The sequence below is a fragment of the Enterobacter sp. FW301-JW81 genome (assembly GCF_058788735.1).
Window position 1 is genome coordinate 389,085 of record NZ_JBYTBA010000002.1, and the last position, 15,000, is coordinate 404,084.

The window sequence follows — 15,000 nt, forward strand, 5'->3', positions numbered from 1 at the left end:
TTTTTTTATGCCCTACGCCAGATTTGACTCCTCCCGGGTCACAATGCGCTCAAACCAGTCGAGTTCCGAGAGCTTGCAGGCGACCCACTGGGCGGAAAAGGCTTCACCCAGGCTGTCGGTGAGATACTGACAGCGGGCAAATGTTTCAATCGCCTCCTGCTGAAACAGCGGCAGAGCGGGGTGATCCTGCTGCGGCTGCGGTAACTCCTCCTCGTCGATATTTTCCAGCCCGTACAGCATGCCGGTCAGGATGGTCGCGGCGACCAGATACGGATTCGCATCGGCCCCGGCCAGCCGGTACTCGATACGACGGTTGCTGTCATCCGAGCAGGGAATACGCAGGGCGGCGGCGCGGGTGTTATAGCCCCAGGAGTTAAACACGGGCTCCGTCAGGTTTTTACGCAAGCGACGAAACGCGTTGACGCCCGGCGCGAGAATGGCGACGGAGGCGGGCATCAGCGCCAGCTGGCCCGCGATGCACAAGCGCACCATGCTGTTGAGCGCGTTCACCGGTGAGGCAAAGACGTTGTCGCCGCGGCTGTCGTTGAGGCTGAAATGAAAGTGCAAACCGCTGCCGGAAAGCTCGCCGAAGGGCTTGGCCATAAAGTTGGCCTGCAGGCCGTGCTTTTCGGCAACGTATCGGGTCAGGCGGCGCAGCGCCAGCACGTTATCACAGACCTCAACAACGCGGTGGCTGTGCTTGAGGTTTAATTCGTACTGGCCGGACTCGGCTTCCGCCACGATCCCGGTCAGCGGGATGCGCTGAAGGTTTGCCAGCTGTTCCAGCTCGTCAAACAGCGCCGCGTGGGCTGCCGTGGTATCCATATGAAAACAGCCCTGATTTTGCGCATCATGGCGTTCATGCCCCGTCAGATAAAATTCGATTTCCGGGGCAATGACCGGGAAAAGGCCGTGCTGGTGGAAGCGGGCCAGGACGTTCTGCAGGATCGCGCGCGGCTCAAGCGGGCAGGGTTTATCGTCGGTGTCTCTCATGGTCAACAGGATCTGCGCGTTGTGCTGCGGATCCTGCGGACAGGGGCGCAGGGTGCCGGCAACGGGGAGGCAGAGCCGGTCGGGTTCATCATGAAGCGGGGACGCAATTTTTCCTTTCTGGTCCATCGAGTAGACGGAAAGGGGAAAATAACAGCCGTTTTCCAGCGTCAGCATGCTCTCCACCGAGAGGCGCTTGCCGCGCATCGTGCCGTTGATATCGTTCAGGTAAACGTCAACGTGTTTCGTCTGCGGATAGCGTTCCAGGTAATCGGCCACTTCTACTGAAATGTCGTGCTGCAGGGCGTCAATTTTTTCATCAAGCCAGAGGCCAGAATTGAGTTTGCCGGGGAGTGATAAACCGGGGAAGTTAAAATACGGGCGAAGACTTTTCAGGAAAAACGCATTCATTATCGAGTTCATAGTCATTCTTCAATGAAGCCGTAGCGGCAGTGAACTCAGGTTAAAAGAGCCGGCGTAAAGGGGGGATAAAAAGCGTCAGGACCGGCGTAAAGAAAGTATAAAGGCAGGCCTATTTTTTCTCTTTTTTCTGCATATCCAGCAGCTGCTCCGGCGTCACCGCCGGATAACCCTGCGCGTCTTCCGGCACTTCATGCATCGCCGGGATCGGCACCAGCGGGCCTAAAAAGCGCGGTTCGCGTTTGAAAATATAGAGGTCGGCCAGGGCACCAAAACGGGCGCCAAACTCGCGGACGCGCACGCTCAGCATATCTTTTGGCGACGGCACCGCGTAGCACTGCGCCTGAATGCCCATGTGCAGGGCGATAAACAGCGCGCGCTCGCAGTGGAAGCGCTGGGTGATGATGATGAAGTCGTTGGTATCGAAGACTTTGCGGGTGCGTACGATGGAGTCCAGGGTGCGGAACCCGGCGTAGTCGAGCACGATATCGGCAGGGTCCACGCCCCCGGCAATCAAGTCCTTACGCATCGTCACCGGTTCGTTATAGCTTTGCAGGGCGTTATCCCCGCTCAGCAGCAGATAGTTCACCTTACCGCTGTTGTAGGCATTCAGCGCGCCCTGAATGCGGTAACGGTAATACTGGTTAATGACGCCGGTGCGGTAGTACTTGGCGGTGCCGAGCACCACGCCAACCTGACGATAGGGCAGGTCCTGCAGGTCATCAAAGATGTAGGGGGCGGTTTTCCAGCTCATCCAGCGATCGAGACCCAGCACGATCAACAGCAGTATGCCGACCAGGACAGACAGGCTGTAAAAAACGCGCTTTAACATGCAGATGGCTCGTACCGAAGGTGAAATTTAACTCAGGCTACTTTACCCGCCTGGTTAGCGCAAGAAACAGAGACTCAACTGAGGGGTTTTTCAGCAAACGGGCGGGCATTTCTGCCCGCCGGAAGGATTACGCAAGCAGCACGCGGTCAATCGTCGTACAGCCGAGCGCCTTAAGCGTCGCGGCGGTTGCATCCCACTGAATCAGCGGCGCATCGGCAATTTCGGCCAGAATGGCGCGCTGAATGTCAGGGTAGTCATAGCCGTTCAGGCTCAGCAGGTTAAGTGCGCCCTGCAGCGGCGGCAGCGTTGGGTTAAACGCGGCGTTTTCCGCATAGCTGCCGCTAAAGGTACGGCCATCGCGGCACTGCAGCGCGACGCCGCTCGGGGACTTGCTGTACGGCGTATGGCTCTTGTTGGCAGCGGCAATGGCCGCCTGGTTCAGGTCATCGCCGGACAGGGCGAAACCGTGGTCCTGCTCGTCCATCAGCAGCGTTTTGATCTCCAGATCTTTCGGGCCAAACGCGTCCGGCAGGTAATCCGCCAGCGTGTGCGGCGCGCGACCCGGCAGGTTGATGCGCAGCTGCAGCCCGCTGTTCAGCTCGTTCATGAACTGACGGCAGTGGCCGCACGGGGTGTAGTTCACGGTAATGGCGCTCAGCGCTTTTTCACCGCGCAACCAGGCGTGACTGATGGCGCTCTGCTCGGCGTGAACGGTTTGCTGCATGGTTGCGCCCAGGAACTCCATATTGCCGCCGAAGTACCAGGTGCCGCTGACGCCCCGCGCAATGGCCCCGACGTTGAAGTGGGAGAGATCGGCCCGCGCGCAGGCGGCGGCCAGGGGGAGCAGTGCGAAAGCCAGCGCGTCTTCGTCCAGTCCCGTTGCCTGTTTCAGCATCGTGACCTGCTCAGCCGTCAGCAGGGCGGGGAAGTGTGCATCTGCCAGAACGGGAGCCAGGGCTGACTGCAAATTCTCTGCAAGCTGGGCGAAAGCAGCTTGAAAACGTGGGTGCATGGCGTTTGCCTCATAAAGGTTAATGGATCGGTAGTTTACGGAGCCGTCAGGGCTTTATATGTGATCCACTTCTCATTATGTATGCAACTTATGAAATCAAAATGAAATTTGCGCGACGCATCGCAAATTTTAGCCCATTACCGCCAGGATCAGCGGGAAAATGAACGGGGCCAGCAGGGAGGTGATAATCCCGCAGATCACCAGCGCCAGGGAGCTAAACGCCCCTTCCTGATAGTCCAGCTCCGCGCAGCGGGCGGTGCCCAGCGCGTGCGAAGCGGTGCCCATCGACAGCCCACGTGCAGCCTTAGTATGAATACGCATCGCGTTCAGCAGGGTGTGGCCAAACACCGCGCCGAGAATCCCGACGAAAATAACGCACATCGCGCTGATGGCCGGAATACCGCCGAGGCTGCCGCCGACCGCCATCGCGATAGGCGTAGTCACCGATTTCGGCAGGATAGAGGCCGCAATCTGCGGAGAAGCCCCCATCAGCATCGCCACCGACGTCCCGGTGATCATCGCCACAAGGCTGCCCACAAAACAGATGGTAATGATGGATTTCCAGCGAGCGCGGATCTGGTGCAGTTGCTCATAAAGCGGAAAGGCCAGCGCGACAACGGCGGGCTGCAGCAGGTCGTTTAAAATTTTGCTGCCGGCAAAGTAGCGTTCATAAGGAATGCCGGTGAGCAGCAGGAACGGAATAATCACCACCATCGCCACCAGCAGCGGGTTCAGCAAGGGCATTTTGAAACGTGCGGCAAGCTTACGCGCGGCGAAGAACACCGCCAGGGTTAACGGCAGCGACCACCAGATATTGGCCATCATTTTTTTGTTTTCTCCCCAATCACGTTACGTTCGCCATGCACCAGATGCGAACTCCAGCTCACTACCAGGAAAACCACCAGCGTACTGACCGCGCAGGAGACCACAATCGGGCCGAACTGGGCCTTGAGCAAATCAAAATACTGCATGACCCCGACGCCGATAGGCACGAAAAGCAGCGCCATATAGCGAATGAGAACGAAGCAGCCGGGGTTGACCCACTTTGCGGGCAAGATTTGTAATGCCAGCAAAACAAAGAGGATCAGCATACCGATAATGCTGCCGGGAATGGTGATAGGCAGCAGCGACGCGATGAAAATCCCGGCATACAGGCAGGCGTAAATCAGGACGAATGCGCGCAGATATTGCCAGATAATGTTCAATGATTTACTCATGGTGATAGTCCTTGCTGAAACGCATTCATCATACAATTAAACCTAAAAATGTGCCATGGATCACATCATGAATTTTGAGCATACCAGACATTCCAGAATGGAACGTCCGGTATCACCTTATGGAGACAGGCTACAGTTTAGAGGAAAGGGATTGCGCTGGCGAAGTGACGCGCCAGAGATTGCATCAGCGCGAGGCGGTCAGTTTATCGAGAAAGGAATACAGCGCCTGGTTCATTTCGCCATAATCATGGGAGCGGATTTTTTCCGCCGTTTCGACAAAACGGAATTCACCCGCACGGCGGAGGTCGTTCTGCGAATGCTCAATCAGCAGCTCTACCACCTCCGGCGTCAGTTCCATATGGCACTGAAAACCGTAAACCCGTTCGCCGTATTGCACGATCTGGCGGGGACAGCCCTCGCTGTAAGCGAGAACCTTAGCCTGCGGCGTCAACCCCGGCATGTCGTTATGCCAGTGACCGACGTTCAGCACGCTGCCAAAGTCCTTAAACAGCGGGTTCGCCTTGCCTGCATCCGTGAGCCTGACGGGAAATTTGCCGATCTCTTTTTCCGGGCTATGACAAAACGCTGCGCCCAGCGCCTCACCGATAAGCTGTGAGCCCAGACAAACGCCTATCACCGTTTTACCTGCCTCTATCGCGCGGCTGATGAGTGCCTTTTCCGCCTGTGCATCAAACCAGGGGCATTCCTCAAGCGTAGTGGCGGGTGACTGCGGGCCTCCCATGATGATAAGCAGGTCTGTGCGCCCCAGCTCCTCGGGTAAAGGATCGCCCTCATAAACTCTGGTGTAGCTCAGACGACAGCCGCGATTTTTCCCCCAGATCTCATAGGCGCCTGGCGCTTCGAAATGTTCATGAATGATAAAATGGATGTGCATTGCGTCTCTCTCTGGTTACGTGTACAAGCAGCATCATAAGAGGAAGGGGGGAATGTGAAATGCCAACCGTTATCGATAAAACGCCAATTCACGACGATGCCATCGGATGGTCAAGAGGGGCCATTAGCTATACGCGCGGCGAAGTGGATCCGCCTCACCAGCATTCGCAGGGGCAGCTACTGTTTGCCATCAAAGGGGTCATGCTGGTCGAAACCGGCAGCAAACGCTGGGTCATACCGCCGCAGCGCGCGCTGTGGATCCCTCCCTTTCAGGAACACACCTACAGCGTGCTATCCACAACGGAGCTCCGTGCGGTCTGGTTTAGCCCGACGCTGATATCGCAATGCGAGCCTTTTAAGCGGAAAGAAGAGGTTCACGTGATTATGGCGACAGCGTTGTTCAAAGAGCTGATTGCCGGGCTGTTCAGCGCGGAATACCGCCCGGCAAGCCAGCGCAGCATGGCCGTTTTGCTGCTCGATATCCTCAGCGAGACGCAGCAGATTTTGGCCGAACTGCCGATGCCCGTGGATGAGCGCTTACATCGCGTTGCCTGTGACATCATTGCCAACAATCTCTGGGATCTTTCTCTGGAAAGGCTGGCGGAACGGGCCGCGATGTCTGAACGCACATTTTCGCGCGCGTTTATCAAAGATACCGGCTTTAGCTTCCGGGCCTGGCGACAGCGTGCAAGAATTTGTGCCTCGCTGGATCTGCTCGCAAACGGATACCCGGTTAAGCAGGTAGCCTGGATGCTGGGGTTTTCCGGCCCGGCGGCATTTGCGGCGGCGTTTCGCGCCATTGTTGGGGCAACGCCGGGTGACTTTCTCCCTGAACAGAAGCGCTTCCCAGCGATATAGAGAGCGGCTACTATAGCGCGTCTTTTTTCACAGGTACTGCTATGCGTGTTTTACTGGCCCCAATGGAAGGCGTGCTCGACTCCCTCGTGCGCGAGCTTCTGACCGAGGTGAACGATTACGATCTCTGCGTGACGGAATTTTTGCGCGTGGTCGATATGTTGTTGCCGGTAAAATCCTTCTTCCGCCTGTGCCCCGAGCTGCACAACAACAGCCGCACCTCTTCCGGCACGCTGGTGCGTATTCAGCTGCTAGGCCAGTATCCGGAATGGCTGGCGGAAAACGCCGCCCGCGCGGTTGATCTGGGCTCTTACGGCGTGGATCTCAACTGCGGCTGTCCGTCGAAGCTGGTGAACGGCAGCGGCGGTGGGGCGACGCTGCTGAAAGATCCTGAGCTGATTTACCGCGGTGCGAAAGCGATGCGTGAGGCCGTGCCCTCGCACTTGCCGGTAACGGTTAAGGTGCGCCTGGGGTGGGACAGCGACGCGCGGCAGTTTGAAATCGCCGATGCGGTGCAGCAGGCCGGGGCTACCGAACTGGTGGTGCATGGTCGCACCAAAGACGATGGCTACAAGGCCGATCGCATAAACTGGCAGGCGATCGGTGAGATCCGCAAGCGCCTCACCATTCCGGTGATCGCCAACGGCGAAATCTGGGATTACGAGAGCGCGCAGGCCTGTCTGAACGCCACCGGCTGCGATGCGGTAATGATCGGTCGCGGCGCGCTTAACGTGCCTAACCTTAGCCGGGTGGTAAAATATAACGAGCCGCGTATGCCGTGGGAAAACGTCGTCACGCTGCTGCAAAAATACAGCCGGCTGGAAAAGCAGGGCGACACCGGTTTGTATCACGTGGCGCGAATTAAGCAGTGGCTGAGCTATTTACGCAAAGAGTACGATGAAGCGCTGGGTTTATTTCAGGAGATCCGGACATTACAGACTTCTGCTGATATTGCCCGGGTGATCCAGTCAAAATAATAAGCGTTAAATTGCTCACACTTTTTTAAACCGGAAAACAGTTCCGGTTTTCAACGTGGCGCGACGGTGTTAAGGTGCCACTGTTTTCAACGCAGGATTGTTACTGGTTAACAGGCAAAACCTAAGCGTTTCACAGCATTCTCGCTGTGGAGCGCTTAGGTTTTTTTTTGCCTGTCGTTTACGCAGGAGAGACATTTGGCTTAGCGCTTTTTACTGATTTTAAAAAAATGAAATATCGACAGGAAATAGAAAAATTTCCTGCGGCCGGTTACGCACTAAATACTCACTCACAGGTTGTTATAATGGCATATAAAAATAAACTCTACGCGTTCGCCTTATTGACGATATCCCCGCTGTCGATGGCGCAAGACTGGAACGGAACGGTATTAGGCTTCGAGGCTCCGCCGGCTCCCCTTCTCGGCGAAATGCTCGGCGTTCGAAAAATCCTCAACGATAACGGCTTTACGTACAATCTCGGCTATTTAAATGAAATCGGCTGGAACGGCGGCGGGGGCTATAACCATGATTCCCACGTGGCGTATATCGACCAGTTTGCGCTGACCTTCAACCAGGATCTGGAGCGCTGGACCGGCATCCCGGATGCGCGTATCGAAGGGAACATCGTCAACCGCAACCACAATGACGATCTCACCACCAAACGCGTTCAGGACCCGCGCGTCAACTTCAACGATCTGACCCAGGAGAGCTGGGGCGGACAGTCCATTACCCGCCTGGGCTGGCTGACCTTTGCCCGCAGCTTTGACGACCGGCGTCTGACCTGGCGCATCGGGATGATGAACAAGGTGCAGACCTTTGACCAGATCATCCCCTGTGATTTTCAGCTGCTGTCGCAGTGCGGCGGGAAGTCAGCCAACTCGCTGACCTGGAACAACTGGAACGTGCACACCTGGGGCACAACGCTGGAGTATAAGCTCACGCCAACCGTCACCTTAAAAGGCGGCGTGATGGAGCAAAACCCGGACGCCTCCAGCCGCAGCCACGCGTGGAGCTGGTCGACGAAGGGCAGTAAAGGGGTCTTGCTGCCGGTTGAAATCGAAGCGCGTCCGCTGATTAACGGCCTGCCGGGCGCGTACAACCTGGGCGTGGTGTTTACCAACGCGCCGCAAACCGATCTCTATCGCGGCAAATCCGGCGGGGCAGGCGCGACGGACCCGGACGGGTTTGAAACGCACAACCGGACCTGGTTTATGTACGCTGGGCTGAACCAGCAGCTTACGCAGCATCAGGACGATCCGAATCGCGGGTTGAGCACCTCGTTCAGTATGAGCCTTGCGGATCAAAGCACTAACTATATGCACCAGGTTTACGCCGCCTCGCTGCGCTACCGCGGGCTGTTTGATGCGCGGCCGGAAGACTGGATTGGCTTCGGCTTAACCTGGGTGGATATGAGCAGCCAGTACGCGCGCAACCAGCGTTACCTGAACAGCCTGAGCGGCGTTGCCGATTATAACAATCCGGCATATCACCCGGTGCCGGGCCATTCCCTGAACGGCGAGTTTTACTATCGTTTCCGCCCGGTGTCCTGGCTGGAGCTGCAGCCGGGCATTCAGTACTGGCACCATCCGGGAGGGGTTTCCCGCACGCAGGACGCCTGGGTAACCGAGCTGAAAACGGTGGTGAGCTTCTGATATCACCGTAGCAAGTTCGATCCGCGTCACGTTTCTGATGCGTGAGGCATTGAGGCTACGAATGAAACTGATAAAGTGCCAGAACTGGATTGTTACTGCTTCGGCAGGCAAAACCTGATTTTCTGGCATCTGCCGGAGGTCAGGTTTTTTTGTTTCTGGGGTTCCGATGAAAATCGCCAAAATTCTTAATAACAATGTGGTGGTTGTTCAGGATGAGCGCGGGCGCGAACAGGTGGTGATGGGCCGTGGGCTGGCCTTTCAGAAGCGCGTCGGTGAAGCGCTGGATACCGCGCTGATTGAAAAGGTGTTTGCGCTACAAAGCGATGAGCTGGTGCGGCGTCTCGGGGAGCTGCTGAGCCAGATCCCGCTAGAGGTCATGACCACCTGCGATCGCATCATTGAGCTGGCGGCGCAGCGGCTCGGGAAATTGCAGGAAAGTCTGTACATCACCCTAACAGACCACTGCTACTTTGCGATTGAACGCCAGAAGAAAGGGCTGGCGATCAAAAACGTGCTGCTGTGGGATATCAAGCGGCTGTATCCGAAGGAGTTCGAATTAGGGCAGGAGGCGCGGGCCATAATCGCCAGACGCCTGAACGTCGAACTGGAGGAGGATGAGGCCGGGTTCATTGCCCTGCACCTGGTGACCGCGCAGCTGAATAGCGAAATGCCGGAAGTGATGCACGTGACGCGGGTGATGCAGGAGATCCTGCAGCTGGTGAAGTATCAGCTGCAGCTTGAATATGACGAAGAGTCGCTCAGCTATCAGCGTTTTGTCACCCACCTGAAGTTTTTTGCCCAGAGGATGCTCACCCGCACCGTGGTGGAGGATGACGATGTCTCGCTGCATACGGCGGTAAAGGACAACTACGCGAAAGCGTGGAAATGCGCGGAGAAAATCGCGCAGCATCTGCATAAAAGCTATCAGCGCGAGCTGACAACTGAAGAAATTATGTTCCTCGCCATTCATATTGAACGGGTGAGAAAAGAGGGGCGTTAAGCCTCAAATCTGGATTGTTACTGCATAACGCAGGCAAAACCTGAGTGCGGTCTTCGAAAGGAGGACGTTCTCGGGTTTTTTTTATTTTTATACTCAGTCAACAGGTGCCTGCGGGCATCGGATGTAAGGAAATCGAGATGGAATACCAGGCTTTAGCGACGGATATTCTCGGCCACGTTGGCGGAAAAGAGAACATTGTCAGCCTTGTCCACTGCGCGACCCGGCTTCGCTTTAAACTGAAAGATACCCAGAAAGCGGATGCCGAAGGGCTGAAGAAAAACCCGGGCGTGATCATGGTGGTTGAGAGCGGCGGCCAGTTTCAGGTGGTGATTGGCAACCACGTGCATGACGTCTGGCAGGCGGTGCGCAAAGAGGCCGGGCTCACTGACGATGCGCCAGCCGTGGAAGAGAAGGGCGACAAGGGCAACCTGCTGGGCCGCCTGATTGACATCGTCTCCGGGATCTTCACCCCGTTTATCGGCATTCTGGCGGCGTCCGGTATTCTGAAGGGGCTGCTGGCGCTGGCCGTGGTGTGCGGCTGGCTTACTCCCGAAAGCGGTACCTATAAAATCTGGTTTGCCGCCAGCGACGCGCTGTTCTTCTTCTTCCCGCTGGTGCTGGGCTATACCGCGGGCAAGAAATTCGGCGGCAACCCGTTTATTACCATGGTGATCGGCGGGGCGCTTACCCATCCGATGATGATTGCGGCGTTTAACGCCAGCCAGCAGCCGGGCGCGGTTGCCGAGGCATTTCTCGGTATCCCGGTGACCTGGTTTAACTACAGCTCGTCGGTGATCCCGATTATTCTCGCCTCGTGGGTGAGCTGCTGGCTGGAAAAACAGAGCACCAGGCTGCTGCCTTCCTCGATGAAAAACTTCTTCGCGCCGCTGATCTGTCTGGGCGTGACCGTGCCGCTGACTTTCCTGGTTATCGGGCCGCTGGCGACCTGGCTGAGCCAGATGCTGGCGAACGGCTATCAGGGCATCTACGTTCTGGCGCCGTGGCTGGCGGGGGCGGCGATGGGCGCGCTGTGGCAGGTCTGCGTCATATTTGGCCTGCACTGGGGGCTGGTGCCGCTGATGATTAACAACCTCGCGGTGCTGGGACATGACTCCATGCTGCCAATGTTACTGCCCGCGGTATTTGGCCAGGTGGGGGCGGCGCTCGGGATCTTTATTCGTACCCGCGATGCCCGCCAGAAGATGCTGGCAGGCTCATCGGTCACGGCCGGAATATTTGGTATCACCGAACCGGCGGTCTATGGCGTCAACCTGCCGCTGCGCCGTCCGTTTATCTTTGGCTGCGTGGCGGGGGCTATCGGCGGGGCGATTGTCGGCTTCAGCGATACCCACGTTTACTCCTTCGGCTTCGCCAATATCTTTACCATCGCCCAGATGATCCCGCCGGGTGGGATAGATGCCACGCTGTGGGGCGGCCTTATCGGCACCGCGGTGGCGCTGGTGCTGAGCTGCGTCCTGACGCTGGCGGCAGGCATGCCGGGCCGCACAGCGCCGCAGCCTGTGGTTTCGGCAGGGGAAAACGATGTCTTATCCCCTATGACCGGGACCGTGCTGGCGCTCGACCAGGTGCCGGACACCACGTTTGCCAGCGGACTGCTGGGCAGCGGTGCCGCCATTATTCCTTCCGCTAACAAAGTGGTTGCCCCGTTTGCCGGCGTAGTGGCCTCGCTGTTCCAGACCAAACACGCCATTGGCCTGCTCAGCGACAGCGGGATTGAAGTATTGATCCACGTGGGTATCGACACCGTGAAGCTCGACGGCAGGCCGTTTACCGCCCACGTGAAGGTAGGCGACAGGGTACAGCCCGGCGACCTGCTGCTGGAGTTTGACCGACAGGCGATTATCGATGCCGGATACGACCTGGCGACCCCGATTATTATCAGTAACAGCGATGAGTATCGTGACGTGGTGACCGTGGCGGCAACCTCCGTCAGCGCCGGTTCGCCGCTGCTCAGCGTAAGCCATCAATAACAGGAGAACGTGATGAAAACTTTCCCGGACGATTTTTTATGGGGCGGCGCGGTAGCCGCAAATCAGGTAGAAGGCGCGTATCTGGAGGAGGGTAAAGGGCTGTCCACCTCAGACGTTCAGCCGCAGGGGGTCTTCGGCCCGGTAGTTGAGCGCGTCCCAGGGGACAGCGGCATCAAGGATGTCGCCATCGACTTCTATCACCGCTACCCGGAAGACATCAAGCTGTTCGCCGAGATGGGCTTTAGCTGCCTGCGCGTCTCCATTGCCTGGACGCGCATCTTCCCGAACGGTGACGAGCAGCAGCCTAACGAGGCGGGGCTGGCGTTTTACGACAGGCTGTTTGACGAGCTGGCCGCGCACAACATCACGCCGCTGGTGACGCTGTCCCACTACGAAATGCCGTGGGGGCTGGTGAAGCAGTACGGCGGCTGGGGCAGCCGTCAGACTATCGGATTCTTTGAACGCTACGCCCGCACCGTGTTTGCGCGCTACAGGGAGAAGGTGAAACTCTGGCTGACCTTCAACGAGATCAATATGTCTCTGCACGCGCCGATGACCGGCGTGGGCCTGCCGGAAACCAGCAGCAAAGGCGAGGTGTACCAGGCAATCCACCACCAGCTGGTGGCCAGCGCGCTAGCGGTGAAGGCCTGCCACGAGATTATCCCGGATGCCAGAATCGGCAACATGCTGCTGGGCGGCCTGATGTATCCGCTGACCTGCAAGCCGGAAGATGTTCTGGAGACGCTGCAGGAAAACCGCGCGTGGCAATTCTTTGGTGACGTGCAGTGCCGCGGGGCGTACCCGGGGTATATGCAGCGCTTCTTCCGCGACAGCGGGATCCAGCTGGAGGTAACGGATGCCGACCGCGAGGCGCTAAAATCGACCGTCGATTTTATCTCGTTCAGCTACTACATGACGGGCTGCGTTACCGCGGATGAAGCCCTCAACCAGCAGGCGCGCGGCAACATCCTGAGCATGGTGCCCAACCCGCATCTGGCCAGCTCCGAATGGGGCTGGCAGATTGACCCGATAGGCCTGCGTACCCTGTTAAACGTGCTCTGGGATCGCTATCAAAAGCCGTTGTTTATCGTGGAAAATGGCCTGGGTGCGAAGGATAAACCGGACGCTGACGGCGTGGTGCAGGACGACTACCGCATCAGCTATCTCAACGATCACCTGGTGCAGGTGCGGGAAGCCATTGACGACGGCGTTGAGGTGATGGGCTATACCAGCTGGGGGCCAATCGACCTGGTGAGCGCGTCTAAAGCTGAACTCTCTAAGCGCTACGGCTTTATTTACGTCGATCGCGACGACAGCGGAAAAGGCACGCTGGCGCGCAGCCGCAAGAAAAGCTTCTACTGGTATAAAGAGGTCATTGCGACGAAAGGCGCTTCGCTGAAAGCCTAATACAGGTAATTTGCCCGGCGACGCGCCGGGCAAATGAATCAGAAAATCATCTTGAATACGCCGGTGACCACCAGCAGTCCTATCAGAAATATAATTAAAATAACCCACAGTAATATTTTCATTCGCTTCTCCTGCGTATGTATGTCGACTGTAAGTGTAGCAGTCAATTCATTGGTAAGATGAATTCTCTAATTTAATTTATTTGCAGGGTGTATAATTTGCTGAATATGAAAATGTATGACTAATTGCGCATTGCCACGCATTACTAAAAAAAAGAACGGCATCAGGCGTAATTTGCGCCTTTATTTTTTGCGTGAATGGCGTAATGAAACGTTTTCTTATTTTATCTCTGAGTGCTCCCCTGACATTTATTCTCTTCGGCTGTGCGCCGCAGCATGCCACGGTATCCGCTATTCAAACCCAGCCGGTCACGGCGTCGGTGAATACGGTTCTTAATCATCAGGACTGGCCGAAAAATGAGTGGTGGAAGGAATATAACGATCCTCAGCTTACCGGGCTTATTGCGAAAGCACTGAACGATGCGCCGGATATGCAGATTGCCCGTCAGCGCATTACGCTTGCCGAAGCGCAGGCGAAAGCCGCTATGGCAGCCGACGGTCTGCAGATTGATTTTTCAGCGGATGCCGAACGTCAGAAAATGTCCGCCGAAGGGCTGATGGGGCCCTTTGCCATTACCGACCCGGCGGCAGGCACTACCGGGCCGTGGTACACCAATGGCACCTTTGGCCTGACGGCAGGCTGGGATCTCGATCTGTGGGGAAAAAACCGTGCGCAGGTCGAGGCCCGAATCGGCAAAGTGAATGCGCAAAAAGCGGAGCTTGAGCAGACCCGGCAGCTTCTGGCCAGCAGCGTGGCGCGGCTCTACTGGGAGTGGCAAACTCAGGCCGCTGCGGGGGAGGTCCTCTCGCAGATTAAACGCGAGCAGGAAAACATTATTGGCGCCGACAGCGAGCTGTATCAGCACGGGATCACCTCCTCCGTGGAAGGGGTCGAAACCGATATCAACGCCAGCAAAACCGAAGAGCAGCTGACAGAAGTCAACGGGAAGATGAAGGTCGTAGAGGCGCGCCTGGTGGCGCTGACGAATTCCTCCTCCGTGGCGCTTACGCGGCACGCGCTGCCGACGGTAGACGCCGCCTTACCGGCGACGCTGGGATATGAACTGCTGGCACGCCGCCCGGATCTCCAGGAAGCACACTGGTATATCGAAGCCTCCATGAGCGAGGTGGAGGCCGCCAGAGCGGCTTTCTATCCAGACGTGAACCTGATGGCCTTCTTACAGCAGGATGCGCTTCACCTCAGCGATCTGTTCCGCGCGTCAGCGCAGCAGATGGGCGTGACCGCCGGGCTGACGCTGCCGATCTTCGACAGCGGCAGGCTGAACGCCAGCCTTGATATCGCTCAGGCGCAGAGCAATCTCTCGGTGGCGAACTACAACAAAGCGGTGGTGGAGGCTGTCAATCAGGTGGCGCGTACGGCCAGTGAGGTCGAAACGCTGACGGCGAAGAACCGCCAGCAGCAGCAGGTTGAAAAAGATGCGGCACGGGTGGTGGCGCTGGCGCAGGCGCGCTTTAGCGCGGGTATCATTGCGGGTTCCCGGGTCAGTGAAGCCAGAATACCGGCCCTCAAAGAGCATCTAGCCGGCGTGATGCTGCAAGGCCAGTATGTCGACGCCACGCTGCAACTGACGTCCGCGCTGGGCGGTGGCTATCATCATGGCTAAAAATGGCCGTTA

Annotated in this window: 13 protein-coding genes and 1 pseudogene; 7 read left to right on the forward strand and 7 right to left on the reverse strand. The window is 57.3% G+C overall.

Annotated features, from left to right (window positions below):
• Positions 1-12: 12 nt before the first annotated feature.
• From AC3WOK_RS08760 to AC3WOK_RS08785, 6 genes are all read right to left on the reverse strand, one after another.
• Positions 13-1,401: a glutamine synthetase family protein gene (locus AC3WOK_RS08760; RefSeq protein WP_492354517.1), complete on the reverse strand. Its 1,389-nt coding sequence runs from the start codon at positions 1,399-1,401 to the stop codon at positions 13-15.
• A 121-nt stretch (positions 1,402-1,522) separates the two neighbouring features.
• A complete protein-coding gene (sanA, locus tag AC3WOK_RS08765; protein ID WP_047346560.1) occupies positions 1,523-2,242 on the reverse strand; it encodes an outer membrane permeability protein SanA in 720 nt (239 codons plus the stop codon).
• A 127-nt stretch (positions 2,243-2,369) separates the two neighbouring features.
• Positions 2,370-3,254, reverse strand: a complete 885-nt coding sequence (gene cdd / locus AC3WOK_RS08770; RefSeq protein WP_492354339.1) for a cytidine deaminase — start codon at positions 3,252-3,254, stop codon at positions 2,370-2,372.
• A gap of 129 nt (positions 3,255-3,383) precedes the next feature.
• A complete protein-coding gene (locus tag AC3WOK_RS08775; protein WP_492354340.1) occupies positions 3,384-4,079 on the reverse strand; it encodes a CidB/LrgB family autolysis modulator in 696 nt (231 codons plus the stop codon).
• Positions 4,076-4,471 carry a CidA/LrgA family protein gene (locus tag AC3WOK_RS08780; RefSeq protein ID WP_014884558.1) on the reverse strand — a complete coding sequence of 132 codons (396 nt, stop codon included), beginning with the start codon at positions 4,469-4,471 and terminating at the stop codon, positions 4,076-4,078. Before AC3WOK_RS08780 ends, AC3WOK_RS08775 begins: the two co-directional genes overlap by 4 nt.
• 184 nt (positions 4,472-4,655) lie before the next feature.
• Positions 4,656-5,366 carry a type 1 glutamine amidotransferase gene (locus AC3WOK_RS08785; RefSeq protein WP_059311491.1) on the reverse strand — a complete coding sequence of 237 codons (711 nt, stop codon included), beginning with the start codon at positions 5,364-5,366 and terminating at the stop codon, positions 4,656-4,658.
• 59 nt (positions 5,367-5,425) lie between these two features.
• Between AC3WOK_RS08785 and AC3WOK_RS08790 the strand changes: the two genes are divergently transcribed.
• The 6 genes and pseudogenes from AC3WOK_RS08790 to AC3WOK_RS08815 all read left to right on the forward strand — a co-directional run bounded on the left by AC3WOK_RS08790 (position 5,426) and on the right by AC3WOK_RS08815 (position 13,244).
• Positions 5,426-6,223 carry an AraC family transcriptional regulator gene (locus AC3WOK_RS08790; RefSeq protein ID WP_059311490.1) on the forward strand — a complete coding sequence of 266 codons (798 nt, stop codon included), beginning with the start codon at positions 5,426-5,428 and terminating at the stop codon, positions 6,221-6,223.
• A gap of 41 nt (positions 6,224-6,264) precedes the next feature.
• Positions 6,265-7,197 carry a tRNA dihydrouridine(16) synthase DusC gene (gene dusC / locus AC3WOK_RS08795; protein ID WP_492354341.1) on the forward strand — a complete coding sequence of 311 codons (933 nt, stop codon included), beginning with the start codon at positions 6,265-6,267 and terminating at the stop codon, positions 7,195-7,197.
• Between the two features lie 359 nt (positions 7,198-7,556).
• Positions 7,557-8,846, forward strand: coding sequence for a carbohydrate porin (locus AC3WOK_RS08800; RefSeq protein WP_431732517.1), 1,290 nt, complete (start codon positions 7,557-7,559; stop codon positions 8,844-8,846).
• A 166-nt stretch (positions 8,847-9,012) separates the two neighbouring features.
• Positions 9,013-9,846, forward strand: coding sequence for a BglG family transcription antiterminator LicT (gene licT / locus AC3WOK_RS08805; protein ID WP_047346552.1), 834 nt, complete (start codon positions 9,013-9,015; stop codon positions 9,844-9,846).
• 24 nt (positions 9,847-9,870) lie between these two features.
• Positions 9,871-11,837 (forward strand): annotated as a pseudogene (gene bglF, locus AC3WOK_RS08810) (PTS beta-glucoside transporter subunit IIABC).
• Between the two features lie 12 nt (positions 11,838-11,849).
• Entirely contained in the window at positions 11,850-13,244 is a 1,395-nt protein-coding gene (locus tag AC3WOK_RS08815; protein ID WP_047346550.1) for a glycoside hydrolase family 1 protein, read from the forward strand.
• 38 nt (positions 13,245-13,282) lie between these two features.
• On the opposite strand, the gene yohP is transcribed toward AC3WOK_RS08815, so the two are convergent.
• A complete protein-coding gene (gene yohP, locus AC3WOK_RS08820; protein WP_015572324.1) occupies positions 13,283-13,366 on the reverse strand; it encodes a small membrane protein YohP in 84 nt (27 codons plus the stop codon).
• Positions 13,367-13,569: 203 nt separating this feature from the next.
• Between yohP and mdtQ the strand changes: the two genes are divergently transcribed.
• Positions 13,570-14,988 (forward strand): multidrug resistance outer membrane protein MdtQ, encoded by a 1,419-nt coding sequence (mdtQ, locus tag AC3WOK_RS08825; RefSeq protein WP_492354342.1) that lies wholly within the window; start codon positions 13,570-13,572, stop codon positions 14,986-14,988.
• The last annotated feature ends 12 nt before the right edge of the window (positions 14,989-15,000 follow it).